At 70.1% G+C, this 22,717-nt stretch carries 23 protein-coding genes, 1 tRNA gene and 1 riboswitch; of the genes, 9 read left to right on the top strand and 15 right to left on the bottom strand.

Going from position 1 to position 22,717, the window contains the following annotated elements; genetic code table 11:
* Window positions 1–166: 166 nt before the first annotated feature.
* Together J7E22_RS04695 and clpS are read right to left on the bottom strand one after the other, a co-directional pair.
* Window positions 167–643: a DUF2017 family protein gene (locus tag J7E22_RS04695; RefSeq protein WP_214979444.1), complete on the bottom strand. Its 477-nt coding sequence runs from the start codon at window positions 641–643 to the stop codon at window positions 167–169.
* On the bottom strand, window positions 640–927 hold the full coding sequence (gene clpS, locus J7E22_RS04690) for an ATP-dependent Clp protease adapter ClpS (RefSeq protein ID WP_214979442.1): 288 nt from the start codon (window positions 925–927) through the stop codon (window positions 640–642). Before clpS ends, J7E22_RS04695 begins: the two co-directional genes overlap by 4 nt.
* A gap of 39 nt (window positions 928–966) precedes the next feature.
* A riboswitch (ZMP/ZTP riboswitch) is annotated at window positions 967–1,050 on the top strand.
* 77 nt (window positions 1,051–1,127) lie between these two features.
* Here clpS and glyA point away from each other — a divergent pair.
* The 3 genes from glyA (at window position 1,128) to J7E22_RS04675 (ending at window position 3,876) form a co-directional block, all read left to right on the top strand.
* Entirely contained in the window at window positions 1,128–2,429 is a 1,302-nt protein-coding gene (glyA, locus tag J7E22_RS04685) for a serine hydroxymethyltransferase (protein ID WP_308159179.1), read from the top strand.
* Window positions 2,426–3,361, top strand: a complete 936-nt coding sequence (locus J7E22_RS04680) for a tetrahydrofolate dehydrogenase/cyclohydrolase catalytic domain-containing protein (protein ID WP_214979440.1) — start codon at window positions 2,426–2,428, stop codon at window positions 3,359–3,361. The genes glyA and J7E22_RS04680 overlap by 4 nt, the downstream gene beginning before the upstream one ends.
* Window positions 3,362–3,432: 71 nt before the next feature.
* On the top strand, window positions 3,433–3,876 hold the full coding sequence (locus J7E22_RS04675; protein WP_214979438.1) for a hypothetical protein: 444 nt from the start codon (window positions 3,433–3,435) through the stop codon (window positions 3,874–3,876).
* Window positions 3,877–4,022: 146 nt separating this feature from the next.
* Here J7E22_RS04675 and galK read toward each other — a convergent pair whose 3' ends face one another.
* Both galK and galT read right to left on the bottom strand, forming a co-directional pair.
* Window positions 4,023–5,159: a galactokinase gene (gene galK, locus J7E22_RS04670; protein WP_214979437.1), complete on the bottom strand. Its 1,137-nt coding sequence runs from the start codon at window positions 5,157–5,159 to the stop codon at window positions 4,023–4,025.
* Window positions 5,156–6,253: a galactose-1-phosphate uridylyltransferase gene (galT, locus tag J7E22_RS04665; RefSeq protein WP_214979436.1), complete on the bottom strand. Its 1,098-nt coding sequence runs from the start codon at window positions 6,251–6,253 to the stop codon at window positions 5,156–5,158. Before galT ends, galK begins: the two co-directional genes overlap by 4 nt.
* Before the next feature lie 63 nt (window positions 6,254–6,316).
* On the opposite strand from galT, the gene J7E22_RS04660 reads away from it, so the two are divergent.
* Both J7E22_RS04660 and J7E22_RS04655 read left to right on the top strand, forming a co-directional pair.
* Window positions 6,317–7,213 (top strand): DeoR/GlpR family DNA-binding transcription regulator, encoded by an 897-nt coding sequence (locus J7E22_RS04660; protein ID WP_308159152.1) that lies wholly within the window; start codon window positions 6,317–6,319, stop codon window positions 7,211–7,213.
* Window positions 7,210–8,145, top strand: coding sequence for an aldose 1-epimerase family protein (locus tag J7E22_RS04655; protein ID WP_214979435.1), 936 nt, complete (start codon window positions 7,210–7,212; stop codon window positions 8,143–8,145). The genes J7E22_RS04660 and J7E22_RS04655 overlap by 4 nt, the downstream gene beginning before the upstream one ends.
* 9 nt (window positions 8,146–8,154) lie before the next feature.
* Here J7E22_RS04655 and J7E22_RS04650 read toward each other — a convergent pair whose 3' ends face one another.
* The 3 genes from J7E22_RS04650 to J7E22_RS04640 form a co-directional block, all read right to left on the bottom strand.
* A complete protein-coding gene (locus J7E22_RS04650; RefSeq protein WP_214979434.1) occupies window positions 8,155–8,475 on the bottom strand; it encodes a hypothetical protein in 321 nt (106 codons plus the stop codon).
* Window positions 8,476–8,647: 172 nt separating this feature from the next.
* Window positions 8,648–9,457, bottom strand: a complete 810-nt coding sequence (locus tag J7E22_RS04645; protein ID WP_214979433.1) for an SGNH/GDSL hydrolase family protein — start codon at window positions 9,455–9,457, stop codon at window positions 8,648–8,650.
* Between the two features lie 215 nt (window positions 9,458–9,672).
* Window positions 9,673–9,748: transfer RNA gene (locus J7E22_RS04640), tRNA-Lys, on the bottom strand.
* A 133-nt stretch (window positions 9,749–9,881) separates the two neighbouring features.
* Between J7E22_RS04640 and J7E22_RS04635 the strand changes: the two genes are divergently transcribed.
* From J7E22_RS04635 to J7E22_RS04625, 3 genes are all read left to right on the top strand, one after another.
* Complete coding sequence (locus J7E22_RS04635; protein ID WP_214979432.1) at window positions 9,882–10,511, top strand: DNA-directed RNA polymerase subunit beta; 630 nt, start codon at window positions 9,882–9,884, stop codon at window positions 10,509–10,511.
* A gap of 543 nt (window positions 10,512–11,054) precedes the next feature.
* Window positions 11,055–11,651, top strand: coding sequence for a sigma-70 family RNA polymerase sigma factor (locus tag J7E22_RS04630; RefSeq protein WP_214979431.1), 597 nt, complete (start codon window positions 11,055–11,057; stop codon window positions 11,649–11,651).
* Entirely contained in the window at window positions 11,648–12,559 is a 912-nt protein-coding gene (locus J7E22_RS04625) for an anti-sigma factor domain-containing protein (RefSeq protein WP_214979429.1), read from the top strand. The genes J7E22_RS04630 and J7E22_RS04625 overlap by 4 nt, the downstream gene beginning before the upstream one ends.
* 262 nt (window positions 12,560–12,821) lie before the next feature.
* Here the strand turns inward: J7E22_RS04625 and pstB are convergent, their stop codons facing one another.
* The 8 genes from pstB to J7E22_RS04585 form a co-directional block, all read right to left on the bottom strand.
* The gene (gene pstB / locus J7E22_RS04620) at window positions 12,822–13,601 is read right to left on the bottom strand and encodes a phosphate ABC transporter ATP-binding protein PstB (RefSeq protein ID WP_214979426.1); all 780 of its coding nucleotides are present in this window, start codon (window positions 13,599–13,601) and stop codon (window positions 12,822–12,824) included.
* A gap of 34 nt (window positions 13,602–13,635) precedes the next feature.
* On the bottom strand, window positions 13,636–14,721 hold the full coding sequence (gene pstA / locus J7E22_RS04615; RefSeq protein WP_214979424.1) for a phosphate ABC transporter permease PstA: 1,086 nt from the start codon (window positions 14,719–14,721) through the stop codon (window positions 13,636–13,638).
* A 13-nt stretch (window positions 14,722–14,734) separates the two neighbouring features.
* Window positions 14,735–15,682: a phosphate ABC transporter permease subunit PstC gene (gene pstC, locus J7E22_RS04610; protein ID WP_214979423.1), complete on the bottom strand. Its 948-nt coding sequence runs from the start codon at window positions 15,680–15,682 to the stop codon at window positions 14,735–14,737.
* 245 nt (window positions 15,683–15,927) lie between these two features.
* Window positions 15,928–17,037 carry a phosphate ABC transporter substrate-binding protein PstS gene (locus tag J7E22_RS04605; RefSeq protein ID WP_214979422.1) on the bottom strand — a complete coding sequence of 370 codons (1,110 nt, stop codon included), beginning with the start codon at window positions 17,035–17,037 and terminating at the stop codon, window positions 15,928–15,930.
* Between the two features lie 362 nt (window positions 17,038–17,399).
* Window positions 17,400–18,347, bottom strand: coding sequence for an NUDIX hydrolase (locus J7E22_RS04600; protein WP_214979421.1), 948 nt, complete (start codon window positions 18,345–18,347; stop codon window positions 17,400–17,402).
* Entirely contained in the window at window positions 18,344–20,509 is a 2,166-nt protein-coding gene (locus tag J7E22_RS04595) for an RNA degradosome polyphosphate kinase (RefSeq protein WP_214979420.1), read from the bottom strand. The genes J7E22_RS04600 and J7E22_RS04595 overlap by 4 nt, the downstream gene beginning before the upstream one ends.
* An 85-nt stretch (window positions 20,510–20,594) precedes the next feature.
* Window positions 20,595–21,386, bottom strand: coding sequence for a mycothiol synthase (gene mshD, locus J7E22_RS04590; protein ID WP_214979419.1), 792 nt, complete (start codon window positions 21,384–21,386; stop codon window positions 20,595–20,597).
* Between the two features lie 26 nt (window positions 21,387–21,412).
* Window positions 21,413–22,096: a response regulator transcription factor gene (locus tag J7E22_RS04585; protein WP_214979418.1), complete on the bottom strand. Its 684-nt coding sequence runs from the start codon at window positions 22,094–22,096 to the stop codon at window positions 21,413–21,415.
* Window positions 22,097–22,332: 236 nt separating this feature from the next.
* Between J7E22_RS04585 and J7E22_RS04580 the strand changes: the two genes are divergently transcribed.
* A complete protein-coding gene (locus J7E22_RS04580) occupies window positions 22,333–22,614 on the top strand; it encodes a hypothetical protein (RefSeq protein ID WP_214979416.1) in 282 nt (93 codons plus the stop codon).
* Window positions 22,615–22,717 lie beyond the last annotated feature (103 nt).

The raw sequence follows: 22,717 nt of genomic DNA, 5'->3' as shown, positions 1-22,717 counted from the left end.
CACCTTGCAAGGCATCCTGTCGATCGCGGTCCGGCATGCGCGCGCCTCCGCCGTGTTGCCCCACCGGTCACCGGCGTGATCGACCGACGACGGGAGGCGCGTGGCGGCGCCGCCACGCGCCTCCCGTCCGCCGTTCAGTCGTCGATGCGACCGTCGGGCGCGTCGCTCACGCTCGTCCCGTCAGCGTCGTGACCAGGTGCTCCTGCACGTAGCCCAGCCAGTCGTAGACATCGCGCAGGCCGACACCTGCGTCGGCACCGTACGAGGCTTCCTCGGTGGCACTGTCCACGATCCCCAGGCGGTCCGCGATCGTCAGCCGCAGGTCCGTGAGGCACCGGAGCCACGCCTGCTCGTCCTCCGGGGTGAAGGCGCCGTCACGGGTCCCCGTCAGCCACTCGTGCACCGTCGAGGCGTTCGTCGTCTTCTGGGTGACGAGGTCCGACTCGGTCCACCGGCGGAACTCCGCGCTGGCGTCGACGTCGTCGGGGTAGGCGTCCGGGAACATGCGACCGGAGACCGGGTCGGAGGACAGGTCACCGCCGAGCACCTGCTGCAGCTGCTCGGTGAGCGACGTGAGGACGGAGCGCTCGCCGGAGGACATCCCGAGGTGGATGCCGTCGGACCGTCGGGTGAACGGGATCACGGCGCCGGGGCCCGGTCGACCGTCGCCTGCAGGCCGTAGCCGTGCATGGCTTCGACGTGGGCCTCCATCGACTCACGTGGACCGGTCGCCACGATGGCCCGGCCCTCGTCGTTCACCTGACGCATCAGGCGCTCCGCGGTCGCCCGCGTGAACCCGAAGTGCTGCTGGAACACGTAGGTGACGTACGACATCAGGTTGACCGGGTCGTCCCACACCACGGCGACCCATGGCACGTCGGCGCGGGTCTCCGTCCGTTCGTCGAGTTCGGGGTGGGCCAGCGTCATGCAACCAGGGTGACACGAACCGGCACGCTCGGTACGATCGACAGGTCGCGACTGGCGTTGGATGGGTCACCATCGGGGAGCGACACCTGACACGGTGCGCGGCCGTACGCCTGGGCCGCGACCACCCGTCCACCCCGTCGTGCGCGAGCGCTGGCGGTGTCGCGCTCCGGCGCGGCCAGACAACGAGGAGTCCCGTGTCCATCACCGATCTGCCCCCCGTGACCGCATCGCCGGCCGCCGGCGACCGCGCCGCCTTCAACGCCCCGCTCAGCGAGGTCGACCCCGAGATCGCCGCCGTGCTCCAGCAGGAGCTCGGTCGTCAGCGCGACTTCCTCGAGATGATCGCGTCCGAGAACTTCGTGCCGCGCGCGATCCTCGAGTCGCAGGGCTCCGTCCTGACGAACAAGTACGCCGAGGGCTACCCGGGCAAGCGCTACTACGGCGGTTGCGAGTACGTCGACATCGCCGAGTCCCTGGCCATCGAGCGAGCCAAGAAGCTGTTCGGCGCCGAGTACGCGAACGTCCAGCCGCACTCCGGCGCGACGGCCAACGCTGCGGTCCTGCACGCCATCGCCTCCGCCGGTGACACGATCCTCGGCCTCGAGCTCGCACACGGCGGCCACCTGACCCACGGCATGAAGCTGAACTTCTCCGGCCGGATCTACAACGCCGTGTCGTACGGCGTCGACCCGGAGACCTTCGAGGTCGACTACGACGACATCCGCGCGAAGGCCATCGAGCACCAGCCGAAGGTCCTCATCGCCGGCTGGTCCGCCTACCCGCGCCAGCTCGACTTCGCCAAGTTCCGCGAGATCGCGGATGAGGTCGGCGCGAAGCTCTGGGTCGACATGGCCCACTTCGCCGGGCTCGTCGCCGCGGGCCTCCACCCGTCGCCCGTCCCGCACGCCCACGTCGTGTCGTCGACGGTGCACAAGACGCTCGCCGGTCCCCGCTCCGGGCTGATCCTGTCGAACGACGAGACCCTGTTCAAGAAGCTGAACTCGGCGGTGTTCCCTGGGCAGCAGGGTGGCCCGCTCATGCACGTCATCGCGGCCAAGGCCACCGCGTTCCTGCTCGCCGGCACGCCGGAGTTCAAGGACCGCCAGGAGCGCACGATCCGCGGTGCCCAGGCGCTGGCCGCCCGGCTCACGCAGCCGGACGCCAAGGCCGCCGGGATCGACGTCCTGACCGGGGGGACCGACGTGCACCTCGTGCTCGTCGACCTGCGCACGTCCGAGGTCGACGGCAAGCAGGCCGAAGACCTGCTGCACGACGTCGGGATCACCGTGAACCGCAACTCCGTGCCGTTCGACCCGCGTCCGCCGATGGTCACCTCCGGCGTGCGCATCGGCACCTCGGCGCTCGCCACCCGCGGGTTCGGCGACGCCGAGTTCGCCGAGGTCGCGGACATCATCGCGCTGACGCTCATGCCGAACCCGGACGTCGCGGCCCTGTCGGCGCGGGTGAAGGCCCTGACCGACGCGTTCCCGCTCTACGCGTGACGCTCGCAGCGCTCCCACCGCTCCCTCGTGAGCGGTGGGCGGGCGAGGGCTCGGCCATCCGCATCGACGGCACTGCCCTGGCCGCCCGCACGCTCGACGACCTCAAGGTCCGCATCGATCGACTGCACGACCACGGCTTCCGTCCGGGTCTCGGCACGATCCTGGTCGGGCAGAACCCCGGCTCGCTGTCCTACGTCGCGGGCAAGCACCGCGACTCGGCGCAGATCGGGCTCGACTCCTACCGGATCGACCTGCCGTCGACGGCCTCCGCCGCGGACATCCGGGCAGCGATCCTGCAGATGAACGACGACCCCCGGGTCACCGCGTTCATCGTGCAGCTCCCGCTCCCGCAGGGCATCGACCCGACGCCCATGCTCGAGCTGATGCACCCGGCGAAGGACGCGGACGGCCTGCACCCGACGAACCTCGGTGAGCTCGTGCTCGCCGTCCCCGGTGGTGCCGGCACGATCGACGCCCCGCTGCCGTGCACCCCGCGCGGCATCGTCGCGATGCTCGAGGCGTACGACGTCCCGATCCGGGGCTCCCACGTGACGATCATCGGGCAGGGGCTCACGGTCGGTCGACCGCTCGGGTTGCTGCTCACCCGTCTCGAGGCCACGGCGACGCTCACGCACTCGCTCACGGCGGACGTCGCGGCCGAGTGCCGGCGCGCGGACATCATCGTCGCCGCTGCCGGGGTGGCCGGGCTGGTCAAACCGGACTGGGTGCAGCCGGGCGCGGCGGTGATCGACGTCGGCATCACCCGCGTTGTGAACGAGGAGACGGGGAAGGCGAAGCTGCACGGCGACGTCGACCCCGAGGTCGCCTCCGTCGCAGGCTTCCTGTCGCCCACGCCGGGCGGCGTCGGACCGATGACCCGCGCGATGCTCATGAAGAACGTCGTCGAGGCGGCGGAGCGGCACCTGAAGTGACGTGCTCCGGGCGGCAGGACCTCGTGGACGGGGACCTGCCGCCCGGGTCGTCGGTCCGCTACGGTTCGACGGTGACCACCACCGCGCCCGATCGTCCGCGAGAGTCGCTGTTCACGCGTGACAGCCGCAAGCTCGTCGGGATCACGATCCTGTGCCTCGTCCTGCAGACCATCGGTCAGAACTGGTCGACAGGGACCCGCCTGCCGGGTGGCACCGCGGCGGCTCCAGCCGGGCAGGTCTCCTTCCACGCGACGCCGTGGTCCGGTTGGGTCCTGCTCACGGTGGCGATCGTCGTCGCCGGGTTCCTGGTCGGAGTCGCCCGACGCGGAGCCGCACGGTGGGATCAGGACCGCGTCCTGGCGCTGACCCTCGGCGTCGTGAGTGGACTGACCGCGTTCGTGTGGGCCGTCGGGCTGGCCCAGTTCTTCTGGGTGGGCTGGGCCGTCGAGCACGGGGTGCTGCACCCGTTCACGATCGGGGACGTCGCGATGACGATCGAGCGCTTCACCCCCTGAATCGGCGGTGAACCCGGCTCGCGCGCTGGGGTGGCCCGAGTTTCACAGTGAGCGACAGTCCTCGCAGCATCGGGCGCGGACACTGTCGCCGAGCGCGAGTCTCGGCCACGCAGGCGCGCGCACGCAGGCGCAGGCGCGCGGAGCGGTCAGTCCCGACGAGCGCCCTGCGCCGCTCGCACCGTGAACGTGTTCGGCTCGCGGAACCCGGCCGCAGCGAAGGCGGAGGTGACGGCCGCGGCGACCGCATCACGGGCCTCCCGGTCGACCAGCGCGATCGCCGCACCACCGAAACCGCCGCCGGTCATCCGCGCGCCGACGGCGCCGTGCTCCATGGCGGTGGCGACCGCGAGGTCGAGCTCGGGCACCGAGATCTCGAAGTCGTCACGCATCGACTCGTGCGATGCGACGAGCAGCGACCCGATCGCCCGCGGTCCGTGCTCGCGCAGGGTCCGCACGGTGTCGAGGACACGCTGGTCCTCGGTGACGATGTGCCGCACCCGGCGGAACGTCTCGTCGTCGAGCAGCTCCTGCGCGCGCGGCAGGTCCTCGATCGAGACGTCGCGGAGGGCCTCGACCCCGAGCACCCGCGCGCCCTTCTCGCACGACGCGCGACGCGCTGCGTACCCGCCGGTCGCGTGGGCGTGCTCGACCCGGGTGTCGATCACCAGCACCTCGAGCCCGTTCGCTTCGAGTGCTAGGTCGACGACCGCGGTGTCGAGGGTTCGGCAGTCGAGGAACACGACGGCGTCCCGTTCCCCGAGCAGCGACGCCGACTGGTCCATGATGCCCGTCGGGGCGCCGACCGCGTGGTTCTCGGAGTACTGACCGACCCGGGCGAGGGTCTTGCGGTCGAGACCGAGTTCCCACAGGTCGTTGAAGGCGAGTGCGACGCCGCACTCGATCGCGGCGCTGGAGGAAAGGCCGGCGCCGACCGGCACGTCCGACTCGATGAAGACGTCGAAGCCCGTCTTGCCGGTCAGGTCGGATCCTTGTTCGCGGAGGGCCCAGGCGATGCCGAAGACGTACGCCGACCAGCCGTCCATGGCCTCGGGCGACAGTTCGTCCAGCGACAGGGAGACGATGCCCCCGGCCTCGTCGAACGCCGACGCGACCCGGATGACCCGGTCGGCACGCGGGGCGATCGACGCCGTGGTGCGCCGGTCGATCGCGAACGGCAGGACGTAGCCGTCGTTGTAGTCGGTGTGCTCGCCGATGAGGTTGACGCGACCGGGCGCCGAGTACCGGACGGACGGCTCGTACCCGTAGACCTGCTGGAACGTCATGCGCGCTCGATCCCTCCTCGGATGAACTCGGCGGCCTTCTCGGGGACGAGGTCCCCGATCCAGGCACCCATGGCGGCTTCGCTGCCGGCCAGGAACTTCAGCTTGTCCGCCGCACGCCGCGGCGACGTGATCTGCAGCATCAGCCGCACGGTGTCGCGCGCGGTGTGCACGGGCGCCTGGTGCCAGGCGGCGATGTACGGGGTCGGGTCGCCGTACAGGGCGTCCAGCCCGCGGGTGAGCCGCAGGTGCATGTGCGCGAGCTCGTCCTTCTCGGCATCGGTCAGCCCGGCGAAGTCGGGGACGTGCCGGTGCGGCAGCATGTGGATCTCGATGGGCCAGCGCGCCGCGAACGGGACGAAGGCGGTGAAGTGCTCACCACGCAGGACGACCCGGTCGGAGTCCTGTTCGTTCGCGAGGTGCCGCTCGAACAGGTCCGGTCCGAACCGCTCGATGCTCGCCAGGAGTCGCTGCGTGCGCGGGGTGATGTACGGGTACGAGTAGATCTGCCCGTGCGGGTGGTGCAACGTGACGCCGATCGCCTCGCCCCGGTTCTCGAACGGGAACACCTGCTGGATCCCGGGCATCGCGGACAGTGCGGCGGTGCGGTCGGCCCAGGCCTCGACCACGGTGCGTGCGCGCGACTCGGAGATCGAGGCGAACGAGCCCGCGGTCTCGGGGGAGAAGCAGACGACCTCGCAGCGGCCGACGCTCCGGAGCTGGCGGTTGAGGCCGACGTCGCTCAGGGACTCGAGCGACTCGGGAGCGTCGTCCGCCTCGAGCAACGGCCCGAAGGAAGGCGACCGGTTCTCGAAGACGGCGACGTCGTAGGTGCTGGGGATCTCGGACGGGTTCGCGGGCGTCTGCGGAGCGAGGGGGTCCTGGTCGGCGGGCGGCAGGAACACGCGGTTCTGCCGCGACGCGGCGATGGACACCCACTCGCCGGTCAGGACGTCCTGCCGCATCGTCGCGGTGGCCGGTCGGGGGTCGAGGATGCGCTCGTCGATGCGGCGCTCTGCGGGCAGCGTCGTGTCCGCGTCGTCGAAGTAGATGAGCTCGCGGCCGTCGGCGAGCTTCGTCACGCGCTTGGTGATCACCGGACAAGCCTAGCCCCGATCGAAGCGTTGCGAAAGTCTTCGCAAGTGCGCGAAACTGAGGGAGTGACCGATGCTGACCTCTCCTTCCTGGCCGGATCGCTGCCAGCGCCGCTTCGGCAGGACCGCATCGTCGCCATCGTCGAGGGTGCGCCGGGCCCGGTCCGCACCGCCGCCCTGGCGGCGGCGCTCGGCACCAGCGAGGTCACGGTCCGGCAGGACCTCGCCACCCTCGACCTGGAGGCCCGGATCCGTCGGGTGCGCGGTGGTGCCGTCCGCCTCGGGGCCGGTTCCGGCGAACGGCCGTTCGAGGAGACCGCCGTCGAGCACCAGGTCGCCAAGGCCGCGATCGGGCGTGCGGCCGCGGCCCTCGTGCGGTCCGGGGAGTGCGTCGTGCTCGACGTCGGGACGACCCCCGCAGCCGTCGCCGAAGCGCTCGTCGCCCGCACCGAACTCGTCGACGTCACCGTCGTCACCAACTCGCTGACGACCGCGCTCGCCCTCGAACGAGCCGTCCCGCGGTTCACCGTCATCGTGACCGGGGGCACCCTCCGCCCCCTGCAGCACTCGCTCGTGGCGCCCTTCAACGGCACGGTGCTGTCGATGATCGCCGCGGACGTCGTGTTCCTCGGCGGGACAGGGCTGGACGTCCGCCACGGGTTGACGAACGTCAACCTGCCCGAGACCGAGGCGAAACGGATGCTCGCGGACTCCGCTCGGCGTACCGTCGTCGTGGCGGACGGGTCGAAGTTCGGCCGGGCCCACATCGGGGTCGTCCGCGCGCTCGAGGACATCGACGTCGTCGTCACCGCCGAGGCCTCGGCGGACGCGGTCGCCACGATCCGTGCGGCCGGGGTCGAGGTCGTGGTGGCAGACGGCTCGGACGCGCCGGCGGCCACGGACATCCCCGGGGCCCCGGGAACGGACCGCACGGACAGACCCGGAAGGAACCACACCCCATGACCGCAGCAGCACCCACCGGTGGCCAGTACCACCTCCGCCACGCCGGACCGGACGGGGTCGTCGAGGCCGTCGTCACCGAGGTCGCCGCAGGCATCCGCGAGCTGCGTGTGGCCGGTTTCGACCTGACCGAGCCGTTCCCCGTCTCGGAGCAGCCCCCGGGTGCTGACGGCATCGTGCTCGTGCCGTGGCCGAACCGGGTCGCCGGCGGTGCTTGGGAACTCGACGGCAAGCGACAGCAGCTCGACATCTCGGAGCCGAAGTACGGCAACGCCTCGCACGGTCTGCTCCGGTTCGCGCCGTACCGACTCGTCTCGCAGACGGAGACCGGCCTGGTGCAGGAGGCGACCGTGCACCCGCAGCACGGCTGGCCGTTCACCCTCGAGACCCGGGTCCACCACGAACTCGTCGACGACGGCATCCGCGTGACGCACGAGATCACGAACCGCTCCGGCATCCGCGCGCCCTTCGCGGTAGGAGCGCACCCGTACCTCCGTGCCGGCGACACCCCCGCGGAGGACCTCGTGGTGACGCTCGACGCCGCGACCGCCTTCACGGTCGACGAGCAGAAGATCCCGAACGGCACGGTGGCCGTCGACGGGACCGAGTACGACCTCCGTGCCGGCCGTCGCGCCGGTGACTCCGACCTCGACACCGCCTACCGGGACGTCACCCCCGACGCCGAGGGTGTGCGGCGGACGACGTTGCACGGGCCGGAGGGGGACGGTGTGGAGCTCTGGCAGGACGAGTCGTTCCCGTACGTGCAGGTGTTCACCTCCCGCGAGTTCCCGCGCGGGGACGGCAAGGGGCTGGCAGTTGCGGTCGAGCCAATGACGGCGCCCGCGAACGCCCTCAACTCGGGCGAGGGCCTGCGCTGGCTCGAGCCCGACGAGACCTGGACCGGGACGTGGGGGATCCGCCGCGTCTGGTCCTGACCGGGACCGTCAGCGGCGGCGCATGCGGAGTGCTTCGACCGCGAGGGACTCGGTGGCGTACCGGCCGACCTCCTGCGCCCAGGCGGGGTCGTCCCCGCGGAGCGCGATGAAGTCCTTGCGCTGCCGGCACACGTAGCCGAGCACCGTCGTGGCGGTCGAGACCTCGACGAAGTCCTTGCGGATGTGCCGGGTCGTGACCTGCGCGTTCCGGCGGAGCGTGTCGAGCAGCAGCTGGTCGCTCATGCTGGTGTGGGTCACGGCGGCGAGCTCGACGATGTGACGCGCGTCCACGGTGGTGCTGGTCGGCGTGGCGTCGGTGGGCTCGGTCACGGTGTACCCCGTTCGTTCCTGGCGGTGCGGTGCTGCAGGATCCGGTGGTCGGATCCGGGGATGACACTATCCGCGGGAAGCCAGCAGTCCGCTGGGGGGAACCTGTCCGATGGAGGAGAGAGACCAAGAGGAGCCTGTGGAGAGGTTGTACCCCGGCACCGTGCTGATCAGGTCACCGGCACTGTTCGTGCGGGCGTGGCTCCGCGAGTCGGTCCAGCGCGCGCCCGACCTTGTCCGCCAGGTACCGGTACCCGGCGTCGTTCAGGTGCTGGCCGTCCGGTGTCGCGAAGGAACCGCTGTTCATCGCGGTGAACCACTGTTCTGCGAGCGGGTCGATGTACGTCACACCGGCGGCCCGTGCACCGGCGGCCACGGCGTCGGAGATTCCCTTCGTCGACTCGGCCCGGGGCTGCGGGGCGGAGGGGCCGAACGCGACCACCACGGCGTTCGGCCACTGCCGACGTGCTCGGTCGAGCGTCGCTTCGGCAGCCGCTTGCAGTTGGGGTTCCGGGACGACCCAGTCGTTCTGACTGCCCTGCACGATGACCAGGTCGGGGTGGAGGGTCGCGTCCTGGGCGATCCGTGACCCGAAGGTCAGGTGCGATGCGCGCATGGGGCCGGTGTTCACGTACCCCGTGCCGGGCCCGGCGTCGATGACGGCGTCCCATCCCCGCGCGTCCACCAGGTCTCGGGCCCAGCTGTGCTGGCTGCGCGTCGAACCGCTGCCCGCCGTGTACGAGTCGCCGACGATGAGCACCCGGGAGCCCGGGGCGACGGCGGCGGCCATCCGGGAGGACGAGACACGAGCCGGGTCCGGGACGGGTTGGCAGGCGTTGGAGACGGCGGGGAGCACGGCCAGGAGCCCGGCGACACCGAGCGCCATCGCTCCGAGGGCGATGGCCGGGAGCCAGTGTCGAGGCCGCCACCGGGCGGGCAACGATCGGGGTGTGCTCGTTCGCTCGTGGGGAGGTCGGCGGGGCACCACGGAATCGTACGGGACCGGCGCTGAGCCGAAGCTCCGGAGCGCAGCGAGGCCCCGGCGGCCGGTGGGCCTGCGGGACAGTGTTCAGGAAGATGGTGGGCCCCGTGGGGCTCGAACCCACGACCCTCGGATGAAAAGCCGGTGTTCAGGAAGGTGGTGGGCCCCGTGGGGCTCGAACCCACGACCCTCGGATGAAAAGCCGGTGTTCAGGAAGGTGGTGGGCCCCGTGGGGCTCGAACCCACGACCCTCGGATTAAAAGTCCGGTGCTCTACCAACTGAGCTAGAGGCCCTCGCGATCAAGGCTAGCGGGTGGAGGCCTCCCGGGCGTCAGCGCACGGCGCCACCGCACTACCCCCGGACGGCTCCCGCTGTTCTCGGCTCCCGACGCCCCCGGACGTCACCCGTCGTGCCTACACTGTCGCGGTGCCTCGCGATCACCACCGTCCCGTCCACTTCACCGACCAGGAGTTCGCCGCCATCCAGGGCGGCGAGGACCCGGCAGTCGTCAACCGTGTCGCCCACGAGACCGCGCACGCCCTGTTGCACCGCGTCCGCGAGGACCCGGACCCCGAGGTCGTCGAGCGTCTCGTGACGTACACGGACGTGCACGGCATCGACGCCATCGCCGAGCTGTGGGCCCGCGTCGGCGCGCACACCCTGCCGGGGGCGCTGTGGCGGATCTACCTGGTGCGGACGCTCATCCGGCAGAACCCGGAGGAGATCGCCTACCTGTTCGAGCGCGGTGCCGAGCGTATCGGCACGATCGACCAGGCCGTCGCCGGCGCGGAGCAGCCGACGGGCCCCGCGGAGATCCTCACGCTGGCGGATCGCATCCTGCACGGGCTCTACACGGGGGACTTCGCGGTCGCCCTCGATCGCGGTGCGGCGTTCTGCCGGTTGACGGCTGCGGGCGCCACCGCGATGGCGGACGCGTCGGACTCCATCGCGGACGAGCGGGCGTCCGAGCTGACCACGCGCGCACTCCGGCTCACCGAACTCGCCGCGGAGCTCACCGAAGCCGCAGCGCTGTGGCGTCGGGACAGCCTCGACTGAACCGAGGATCCCGGACGGGAACCCGGACCGGACCGCGCGAGCGCGCGCTCTCTGGCGGAGGCGATCCGCGCCTCCAGACCGGGACGGGCGCTGGCCACCGAATCCGGGCAGAGAAAAACCGGGCCGCAGAAGCGCCTCTCGGCGCGAGGCCGCTCGGAGCGGCGAATTTTGGAGCCCGGGGCTTGCTGCGGCCCGGCGAGTACGAGTGTACGAGACCGCGGCTGGGCGCACGACCCGTGTTCACTGACGGTGGACAAGGACCGTCGTCGGGCGTGCCGCGGACAGTCCCGGCGGGCGACAGAGCAGGCGGACCGGCAGCGCTGTGAGGATGCCGTGCGCATCCCTCCAATCCATCGGGGCGAGGGCGCCGAATCATCAGCGTGACGGACGTGAAAAGCCGTCACGAAGGCGAGGGTCCTGTGCGACCCGGTCCGCTCCCTGGCGGTCAATTCCCTGCGGGTCACGCGGGGTCCTCGCCACACTCCGGTACGCGACCCCGACGCGTGTGTCGGTCCGCTGACACAGAGAGGAGGGAAACCTGCAATGCTTGCCATCGTGGAACGCGACACCGGCTGGACCTCCTCGGCACCAGCACCCGTGTCTGCTGACGAACTCCTCGGCCGCGTGGCGACCGGAGACCAGGCAGCCTTCTCGGATCTCTACGACGAACTCTCCGGACGAGTGCTCGGCCTTGTGACGCGCCTCCTGCGCGACCGTGCGCAGTCAGAAGAAGTGACGCAGGAGATCTTCCTCGAGGTCTGGCAGCAGGCCGCTCGCTTCGACCGCAAGCGCGGCACCGCGGCCAGCTGGATCCTGACGATGGCGCACCGCCGCGCCGTCGACCGCATCCGCGCCTCGCAGGCCTCCCACGACCGTGACACGAAGATCGGCATCCGTGACTTCGAGTCCGGCTTCGACCAGGTCTCCGAGTCCGTCGAGATCCGCATCGAACACGAGCGGGTCACCCGCGCCCTCGCCAAGCTCACCGAGTTCCAGCGCCAGGCCGTGCAGCTCGCCTACTACGGCGGCTTCTCGCACAGCGAGATGGCCGAACAACTCGGTGTCCCGATCGGCACCGTCAAGACCCGCCTTCGTGACGGGATGATCCGACTCCGAGACGAGATGGGGGTGACGTCATGACGGAACACCACGACGACCCGGCCCTGCTCACCGGTTCGGCCGCGCTGAACGCCCTCTCGGAGACGGAACGCTCGCTCCTCGAAGACGCCCTGACGACCTCGCCCGAGCTCCAGTCCGAAACCGACTCCCTGCGCGAGACGGCCCTGCAGCTCGCCTACGCGGTGCAGCCGATCCAGCCGCCCGCGTCGCTCAAGGCGTCGCTGATGGCCCAGATCGCGCGGACCCCGCAGGCTGCTCCGGCAGGCGACGTGGTCGCCCACCCCGGCCTGGAGGCCCGCCCTGCCCCCGCCTCGGACCTCGCGTCCGAGACCCGGGTCGCCGAGCCTGCCCCGTTCACGTCGACCGCTCCGGCTCACGTGCCCGCTTCCGCCGCTGCCCCGAACGAGGGAACGGCTGCGGCAGCCGCTCGTCGCCGCTGGTTCACGCGACCTGCAGCAGCCCTCTCCGCCGCAGCCGCGGTCGCCGTTGTCTTCCTCGGCGTCGGCTTGGGTGTCGGCGGCGCGTTCTCCCCGTCCCACGAGCCCGGACCGGGGACCTCGCAGGCGTCGAGCGGTCTCGACCGCATCTACGCGGCGTCCGACTTCCAGCGGAGCACCGCCAAGGTCTCCGGCGGCGGGACGGCCACGGTCGTCTGGTCGAACCGGCTCGGCAAGTCCGCGGTGATCCTGAACGGTGTGCAGCAGCCGCCGTCGGGCAAGACCTACCAGCTCTGGTACATCGACTCGGCTGGCACCGGGAACAAGATCATCGGTGCCGGGCTCGTGGACGAGGCGTCGAACGGCGTCCACTCCGCGGTCCTGGCCGGCACGATGGCGAAGGGTGCGACGATCGGGATGACCGTCGAGCCCGCGGGTGGATCGAAGCAGCCCACGACCACTCCGGTGATGGCGGTTCCGACCAACGCTTGACCCGGCGGCGTCGCTGCACGCCGGCGCACCGGCTGCGTGTGCATGGTTCGACGATGCACCCGGTGATCGACTCGTGCACTGTCGCTCGATGCGCGCTCATCCGTTGCGTGCGCATGCTTCGACGATCCGCTCGACGATCGACGCGTGGTTGGTCGATGGGTGCAGGCGCATACCGGAAGAGGCCCGGTGCCGTCCGTGGCGGACGTGCCCCGGGCCTCCCGTTCGTCACTCGGGGCGACTCACTCGGGGCGACGTGCGGTGATCACCCGAAGCGACCCGAGACGTAGTCCTCGGTCGCCTGCACCGACGGGTTCGAGAAGATCGTGGCGGTGTCGTCGTACTCGATGAGCTTGCCCGGGTGCCCGGTGCCCGCGATGTTGAAGAACGCGGTCTTGTCGCTGACGCGCGACGCCTGCTGCATGTTGTGGGTCACGATGACGATCGTGTACTCCTTCTTCAGCTCCTCGATGAGGTCCTCGATCGCGAGCGTCGAGATCGGATCGAGGGCGGAGCACGGCTCGTCCATCAGCAGCACGTCGGGCTGGACCGCGATGGCCCGCGCGATGCACAGGCGCTGCTGCTGGCCGCCGGACAGGCCCATGCCGGGCTTGTCGAGGCGGTCCTTGACCTCGTTCCAGAGGTTCGCGCCATGCAGGGAGCGCTCGACGATGTCCTCGGACTCGGAGCGGGAGAGGCGCTTGTTGTTGAGCTTGACGCCGGCGAGCACGTTGTCCTTGATGGACATCGTCGGGAACGGGTTCGGACGCTGGAAGACCATGCCCACCTGACGGCGGACGAGCACCGGGTCGACACCGGCGCCGTACAGGTCGTCGCCGTCGATCTTGACGGACCCCTCGACGTAGGCGCCGGGGATGACCTCGTGCATGCGGTTCAGCGTGCGGAGGAACGTGGACTTGCCGCAGCCCGACGGGCCGATGAACGCGGTGACGGTGCGGGGTTCGATCGTGATGTCGACGCCCTCGACCGCCTTGAACTTCGAGTAGTAGACGTTGAGGCCGTCGACCTCGATGCGCTTGGACACGGGGATCCTTCTGGGTTGGGTGGTCGGACGCGCGTCAGCGCGCGAGCTTGGGGGCGAAGAGACGGCTGATGAAGCGGGCCAGCAGGTTCAACACCATCACGATCAGGATGAGGACGAGCGCCGCTGTCCACGCACGGTCCACGAACGGTACCGGGTTGGCGCCCTGCTGCGAGTACTGCGTGAAGGCGAACACCGGCAGGGTCATCATCGGGCCGGAGAACAGGTCGTAGTTCATGCTCGTCGTGAACCCGGCCGTGACGAGCAGCGGAGCGGTCTCGCCGATGACGCGGGCGATCGACAGCATCACGCCGGTCGTGATGCCCGCGAGGGACGTCGGCAGCACGATCTTCAGGATCGTCAGGTACTTCGGCACCCCGAGGGCGTACGAGGCCTCGCGGAGTTCCATCGGGACGATCTTCAGGACCTCTTCGGTGGAGCGGACCACGATCGGGATCATCAGCACCGCGAGGGCGATCGACCCGACGAGCCCGAAGCGGGCGCCCGGGCCGAGGAACAGCGCGAAGAGCGAGTACGCGAACAGACCGGCGACGATCGAGGGGATCCCCGTCATGACGTCGACGAAGAACGTGATGCCCTTCGCGAGCGCACCCTTGCCGTACTCGACCAGGTAGATCGAGGTCAGCAGACCGATCGGCACCGAGATGAGCGCGGCGAACAGGGTGATCTCGAGCGTTCCGATGAGGGCGTGCACGGCGCCGCCGCCGGTGGAGATGACCCCGCGCATCGAGTACGAGAAGAAGGCGGCGTCGAAGCGGGCGAGCCCGTCGGCGAGGACCGTCCACAGCAGCGACACCAGCGGCAGCACCGCCACGACGAACGCGGTGACGACGAGCGACGTGATCAGGCGGTCGACGGCCTTGCGACCGCCCTCCACGATCCGGGAGACGACCACGATGAGCACGTCGAACAGCACCGTGCCGAGGAAGAGCGCGGCGACGACGTTGAAGTCCTTCACCGACCCGCCGGCGTTCAGCAGGGCGAAGATCAGGATCAGGGCGACCCAGCTGCCGATCAGGAGCAGCCACGGGACGGAGCGGGGGAGCTTGCCGTTGGCGTAGACGTTGCCGGCGACGCCGGACTGGCGCAATGCGAGGGACATCGGGGCGTACCTCTCAGCTGACTCGGTTGCGGACGATGTACCGCGCGAGCATGTTGATGACCAGGGTGATGACGAACAGGATCAGGCCGGACGCGATCAGCGCGTTCAGGGCCGTGCCCGAGGCCTCGGCGAACTGCAGCGCGATGTTCGCGGCGATCGTCGAGGGGTTGAGCGACGTGAGCATCTGAAAGGTGATGTTCGTCGACACCGACAGGACCAGGGCGATCGCCATCGTCTCGCCGAGCGCGCGGCCGAGGCCGAGCATGATCGCGGACACGATGCCGGACTTCGCGAACGGCAGGACCGACAGGCGGATCATCTCCCAGCGGGTCGCGCCGAGGGCCAGGGCGGCCTCCTCGTTGAGGCGCGGCGCCTGCAGGAAGATCTCGCGCATGACGGCCGTCATGATCGGGATGGCCATCACCGCCAGGACGATGGAGGCCGTGAGGATGGTGCGACCCGTGCCGGACACCTGCCCGGAGAACAGCGGGACCCAGCCGAGGTACTCGTTGAGGAACCCGTAGAAGGGCTTCACGAACGGGGCGAGCACCACGATGCCCCACAGGCCGTAGACGACCGACGGCACCGCGGCGAGCAGGTCGATGACGTACCCGAGCACCGGTGCGACCCGGCGGGGTGCGTAGTGGGAGATGAAGAGCGCGATCCCGAGGGACAGCGGCACGGCGATCACGAGGGCGATGATCGCGGACCACACCGTGCCGAAGACGAGCGGGCCGACGTAGTCCCAGAAGTTCGTCGCGTTGTTCGGCAGCTCGCCGACCTTGGCGCTGAAGGCCGGGATGCTCTGCCACACGAGGAACGCGGCGACGAGCACGAGGACGAACAGGATGAGGCCGCCGGCGATGACGGAAGCGGCGGAGAACACCCGGTCACCGATGCGCACGACGGGCTTCGGCTTCTGGATGACGGTGACCCCTTGCTGGGCCGGAGCGGTCGTCATGGGACTCCTGTCGGAGGATCGCCGGGGGAGGCGGACGGGTTCGGGTCTGTCGGGTGCCGCCCGACTCGGGCAGCGGTGGTGCTGCGGCGCCGGGTGGTGGGGCGCCGGGTGGTGCAGTGGTGCGGTGGTGCTGTGATGCGGTGGTGCTGTGATGCGTTGGGTGGTGCTGCCCGTCCGTCCTGGACGGGCGAGAGCCCGGACGCCGACCGGTCAGGTGGGATCGGCGTCCGGGCGCTCAGGGGGTGTTACTTGATGGAGGCGACGGCCTTCGCGGCCTTCGTCTGCAGGTCGGACGAGAGCGCGGCCGACTTGGCCTGCGTCGCGGCCGCGTCCTGCGCGTCCTTCGAGACGACGTAGTCCAGGTAGCCCTTCACGAGCGTGCCCTTGGCGGCGTCCTTGTACTCCTGGCAGGCGATCGCGTAGGAGACGAGGACCAGCGGCCACGCACCCTTCGCGGTGTCCTTGCGGTTGATGTCGATCGCGAGGTCGTTGTCCGCGCGGCCGGCGACGACCTTGGAGTCCGTCACGACCTGCGCGGCGCCCTCGGCCGAGATCTCGGTCGTGTCGCTGCCGACGACGAGCTTCGCCTTGTCGAGCGTGCCCGCACCGGAGTCGTCGATGTAGGTGATCGCGTTCGACGCGCTGGCCATGGCCGACGCGACGCCCGAGGTGCCCTTGGCGCTGTCGCCGACCTGGTACGGGAAGGTCTGGCTCGGAGCCTGCGTCCAGACGTCACCGGCGTTGGCCGACACGTACTGGGAGAAGTTCTGCGTGGTGCCCGAGTCGTCCGAACGGTGCACGACGGTGATGTTCGACGCCGGGAGCTTGGCGCTCTTGTTGAGCGACGCGATCTGCGGGTCGTTCCACTTCGTGATCTTGCCGGAGAAGATGCCGGCGATCGTCTTCGCGTCGAGGGTGAGGTCCTTGACGCCGTCGACCTTGTAGGCGATCGCGATCGGGGAGATGTAGACCGGGATGTCGATGGCCTTCGTGCCCGCCTTGCAGAGGGCGAAGGTGCTCGAGAGCTCCTCGTCCTTCAGCGCGGCGTCGGAGCCAGCGAAGTCCGCGGCACCCGAGATGAAGTTCTTGCGGCCAGCGCCCGAACCGTCGGGCGAGTAGTTGACCGTGACGCCGGAGGCGACGTTCTGGAAGCCGGCGGCCCAGGTGGCCTCGGCCGTCTGCTGCGCCGACGAGCCGGAGCCGGTCAGCGTACCCGAGAGCTTCGAGTAGTCGGTGCCGGAGGAGGACGTCGGCGTGCTGGCGCCGGTGCTGCCCTCGTTCGCCGCGCAGGAGGAGAGCACGACTGCGCCGGCGATCGCGATTGTTGCGATCGAACCGATTCGCTTGATGTTCACAGGGGTCCCTTCGGGAATGTCATTGCAGGGTGGACCGCTGCGGGTCCCTGGGCCGGTGCCGACCCGGGAGTGACTGTAGGGACGAGAGGTGACGCGAATGACCCGCTTTGGTGAACGGAAGGTGAACGTGGGGGGAGTCCTGCACGGTTCACCGCGCGGAGGAGCGGGTCGAGGAGCAAGATCTGAGGCGTCATGCCTGCATTCCGTCGACGTCGACGTCGAGGTCGGAACCGACGCGGACACCCGTGCCGGCACCACCGACACCGACACCCGCCGCAGCCCGGCGCGTGGCTGGTCGGTCAGGCCGGCCTGGAGGCTCGGGTCGGGTCCGCAGGGCGGGTCACGTCGATCGCGGCCTCGTGTCAGGCGGCGACGGCGTTCCGGTGCGTTTCGACGGCGACCAGCTTGCCGTCCGCGATGTGCATCACGGCGAAGTCACCGACGGACAGCATGGCCGCGCGACGGAGGTCGAAGCGCCCGCTGTCGTCCGCCGTCGCCGTGGCGATGCGGGCGATGATGTCCGGCAGCACGGGGCCGTGGGAGCAGAGCACGGTGCTCTTCGCCTTGTCGAGCCGCTTCCGGACGACGCCCTTGACGTCCGCGGCGCCGCGGTCGTGGGCTTCCTGGCTGATGTCCGGTGAGCTCTGCACACCGATGTGGGTCTGTGCCGACAGCGGCTCGACGGTCGCCAGGCAACGGGCCGCCGTGCTGCTGATGATCTTCTTCGGGCCGAAGGCGGCGACGGGAGCAGCGACCTCCCGGGCCTGGGAACGGCCGACGGGCAGCAGCGGGCGGGTCGCGTCCGGACCGTCCCAGTCCGAGCCGGGCACGGTCTTCGCGTGCCGGAGCGCGATGAGGGCGAACGTGCGGTGTTCTCCGACGGCGGCGCGCTCGGCGAACCGCTCGAGGATCGCCACGTCGCGGAAGTACGTGAGCCGGTTGCGGGCGTCGTCGATCGTCACCCACTCCAGCGAGGCGACCTCGTCGTTGGGCTGGAACGTTCCGGCTCGTTCGAGTTCCTTGCTCGACACCCGGGCGGTCCAGTAGTGCACGATCTTGTCGCGGCCGTTCGGCAGGACGTACTCCGCGGCACCGAGCGGCGCTCCGAGGTGCACGCGGTACCCGGTCTCCTCGTCGATCTCGCGGACCGCGGCCGTCGGGACGGCCTCGCCCGCGTCGACCTTGCCCTTCGGGAACGAGACGTCCTTGTGGTGCTCACGGTGGATGAGCAACACGAGGGGGACGCCGTCCTGCTCGCGCCAGACGACCGCGCCCGCTGCGACGACGGGGCCGGATGAACCGCCGCTCACCGAGTCGAGCGCTTCCGCGCCGAGATCTTCCGCATGGTGACATTCTGCACGTCGTCGAGCGGGCGCCCGTCCGCATCGGTCGAATGACGCGTCCATTCGCCGTCGGACTCCAGGTGCCACGAGCTCGACGTGTCGGCCATCGCCAGGTCGAACATCTCCTGGACCTCGGCGATGTGCTCGGGCGCGGACAGCCGCACGAGGGCCTCGACACGGCGGTCGAGGTTCCGGTGCATCATGTCGGCGCTGCCGATGAACACGGCGGGGTCGCCGTCGTTGGCGAACGCGAACGTGCGGGAGTGCTCGAGGTACCGCCCGACGACGCTCCGGACGCGGATCGTGTCGCTCACGCCTTCCATCCCGGGCTTCAGCGAGCAGATACCGCGCACCCAGATGTCGATCGGGACGCCGGCCTGGCTCGCGAGGTACAGCGCGTCGATGATCTGCTCGTCGACCATCGAGTTGACCTTGATCCGGATGCCGGAGGGCTTGCCGGCTCGGGCGTTGTCGGCCTCGGTCTGGATCCGCTTGAGCAGGCCCTTCCGCAGGTGGAGCGGCGCGACGAGCAGGCGCTTGAACTTCTTCTCGATCGCGTACCCGGACAGCTCGTTGAACAGGCGCGTCAGGTCCTTGCCCACGACGTCGTCCGAGGTGAACAGGCCCATGTCCTCGTAGATGCGCGAGGTCTTCGGGTTGTAGTTGCCCGTCCCGATGTGGCTGTAGTGCTTGAGGGTCCCGCCCTCTTGCCGGATGACGAGCACCAGCTTCGAGTGGGTCTTCAGCCCGACCAGGCCGTAGACGACGTGCACGCCGGCCTTCTCGAGCTTGCGCGCCCAGCCGATGTTGTTCTGTTCGTCGAAGCGCGCCTTGATCTCGACGAGCGCCAGGACTTGCTTGCCGGCGGCCGCCGCGTCGATCAGGGCCTCGACGATGGGGCTGTCGCCGGAGGTGCGGTACAGGGTCTGCTTGATCGCGAGCACGTTCGGGTCGGCCGCGGCCTGCTCCAGGAACGCCTGCACGCTCGTCGCGAAGGACTCGTACGGGTGGTGGACGAGGACGTCCCGCGACGCGATCGCCCGGAACAGGTCGGGCTTCGTGTTCGGCTCGCCCGGCTGGAACTGCACGGGGGTCGTCGGGACGTGCCGCGGGTAGTGCAGGTCGGGACGGTTGATCTTCGAGAGTTCGAACAGGCCGCCGAGGTCGAGCGGCGAGGGGAGACGGAAGACCTCTTGCTCGGTGATGTCGAGCTCGCGCACCAGGAGGTCGAGCGTGACCGCGTCCATGTCCTCGGTGATCTCGAGGCGGATGGGCGGGCCGAACCGACGACGGAGCAGTTCGCGCTCGAGGGCCTGGATGAGGTTCTCGGCCTCGTCCTCCTCGATCTCGACGTCCTCGTTCCGGGTCACGCGGAAGACGTGGTGCTCGAGCACTTCCATCCCCGGGAACAGGTCGGCGAGGTGGTTCGCGATGAGGTCTTCGAGCGGGATGAAGCGCTGGCGGCCCGAGCCGTCGTCGGGCAGCTTGATGAAGCGCGAGAAGTTCTGCGGCACCTTGAGGCGCGCGAACTCCTGCCGCTGCGACTTCGGGTTCCGCACGCGCACCGCCAGGTTGAGCGACAGGCCGGAGATGTAGGGGAACGGGTGCGCGGGGTCGACCGCAAGCGGCATGAGCACCGGGAAGATCTGCTCGTTGAAGTACTCGCGCATCCGCAGGCGGTCGGCTTCGTCCAGGTCGGACCAGTGCTCGATGTGGAGCCCCGCGGCGTCGAGGTCGGGCTTCAGCGACCCGATGAACGCCTGCGCGTGACGGTCCTGCAGCTCGTGCGCCTTCTTCGCGATGTCCTGCAGGACGTCGCTCGGTGCACGGCCGACGTTGGTCGGGACGGCGATGCCGGTGTCGATGCGGCGCTTGAGGCCGGCGACCCGGACCATGAAGAACTCGTCGAGGTTGGACGCGAAGATCGCCAGGAAGTTCGCGCGCTCCAACAGCGGCTGCGTGCGGTCTTCGCCCAGTTCCAGCACGCGCTGGTTGAAGCGGAGCCAGCTGAGTTCGCGGTCGAAGTAGCGGTCCGACGGCAGCGACTCGTGCTCGATCTCGACGACCTCGTCGAAGTCGTCCAGGTCGGGTGCGACGGATTCGCCGTCGAGCTGCGGTTCGGTGTCCATCCCCACATCCTGCCACCCGGTCCCTCCGACAGGCGGGCAGGAGGTGGCTCCTGTGGAAACCGGAGGTGAACGGGTGCCGTGTGGACTACGAACCAGCCGGCGGCGCGGCGTACTGCACGTCGATCGCGTACTGCTCGAACCCGGACCGCCGGTACAGCGCCAGCGCCGGCTCGTTGTCCCCCTCGACGTAGAGCGCCGCCGCCGACAGGCCGCGACCGGCCAACCGCGCGGCCCCGGCACGCATGAGCACGCCGCCGAGTCCGTGCCCCTGCAGGTCGGGCCGCACGGCCACGGCGTAGAACTCGCCGATGCCGTCCTCGACCTTGAGCCAGCACGACCCCGCCAGGTCGCCCGCGGCATCGCGGAGCAGGAGCAGGTCGTCCCCGGAGAACCACGCGTCGGCCTCGCGGGCGCGCAGGTCCTCCAACGTCATCCGGCCCTGCTCCGGGTGATGGGCGAAGGCGGCGGCGTTGAGCGCGAGCCAGTCTGCTTCGTCCGCGGGGTCGCCGGCGCGGAACGACGACAGGGCGTACCCGTCGGGCGCTGCGGGGTCGGGGGCGACGGTGGCGATCGGGGCGCGGAGCTGCAGGAGCGTGCGGACAGGCGACCAACCGAAGCGTGCCGCCAGTGCCCGGGCAGCGGGGTGGTCCCCGTGTGCCCACGCGAGGGTCGGCGCAACGCCGGGCGCGTCGTCCGGGCCGAGCGCCCGTGTGACGAGCGCGGTCCCGAGGCCCTGGCCACGCGCCTCCAGGCTGACGACCAGTTCGAGCTCCCCGCCGCGCACCACGGCGACACCGCGGTCGTCTCCGATGACGGTGGCGCGACCCGCGCGCACGTCGACCAGGGTCTGGTCGGAGAAGGCGCGCGGTTCACCCATGACGGTGAACTGCTCGAGCGCGACCACTACTGGGCCGACAGCCGGTCGGCCTCGTCGTCGTAGACGTTGAAGCGGTAGCCGACGTTCCGGACCGTGCCGATGAGCGACTCGAGGTCGCCGAGCTTGGCGCGCAACCGGCGGACGTGCACGTCGACCGTGCGGGTGCCGCCGAAGTAGTCGTACCCCCAGACCTCGCTGAGCAGCTGCTCGCGCGTGAAGACCCGCGACGGGTGCGTGGCGAAGAAGCGGAGGAGTTCGAACTCCTTGAAGGTGAGGTCGAGCGGCCGCCCGCGGACCTTCGCCGAGTAGCTGGCCTCGTCGATGACGACGCCGGAGGCCTGGATCTTCGGACTGGACTGGTTCTTCGTGGCGCGACCCGCGCTCAGCCGGATGCGGGCGTCGACCTCGGCAGGCCCGGCGGTCTCGAGCACGACGTCCTCGACGTTCCACTCGCTCGTCACCGCGGTGAGCCCACCTTCGGTGACGACGAGGATGATCGGGGTGGTCGAGCCGCTCGACGCGAGGATCTTGCAGAGGGCCTTCGCGCTCGCGAGGTCCGTGCGGGCGTCCACGAACATCAGGTCGCTCTGCGGAGCGTTGATGAGCTGGGCGGCCTCGGCGGGGACGTGGCGGATCCGGTGGCTCAGGAGTCCGAGACTCGGCAGGACGTCGCCGGGCGCGGCAGAGGTGAGTACCAGGAGCTGGGCCACAGGACCTCCAGAACGTGGGGGACGTCGTGCACACATCCTAGTGATGCTCGGGAACGGCCCTGCCGACCAGGCGGACGGTGCACCCCGCGGACCAGGCGGACGGTGCCCCGCGCGGACCAGTCGGACGTGGCCCGGCGCCGACCCGACGGACGGCGCCCACCGCGGGCGGTCCCGGCTCCGGGCGGTCCCACCGGCGAGCGGGGCGCTCCGGACGTGCTGCTGTCATGATGGAGCGCGTGACCGAGCCCGTGCAGCCCACCGACCAGCGCCGCCTCCGGCTGACGTCCGTCCTGCCGGTCTGGGTGCTGGCCGTCGTCGGCGCAGTGCTCGTCCTCGCACTCACCCAGCGCAACTCGTTCGCCTGGCTCCTGCTCGTGTTCGTCCTCTGCGTGCTCGTGAGCTTCGTGCTCCAGCTCATCACCGCGACGAAGGACGGTCTGGTGGAACGGATCAGCACCGCCGCGTCCGGAGCGTTCGTCGTCGTGCTGGTCACCGCCGTGGTGCTCCTGGTGCGTTGAGCCGAGCCGCGTAGACTCGGGGCATGGATTCGCTGCTCCCGCTCGAGTTGTTCTACGTCGGTCTCCTGGGCCTGGCGTCGCTCGCGATCGCCTTCGTCTCGGT

Origin of the sequence: Curtobacterium sp. ISL-83, from assembly GCF_018613895.1 — a bacterium.
In the GTDB taxonomy this organism is placed as follows: Bacteria; Actinomycetota; Actinomycetes; order Actinomycetales; family Microbacteriaceae; genus Curtobacterium.
Note: the sequence above shows the minus strand (reverse complement) of the source record. Positions and strands in the feature narration are given on the sequence as shown.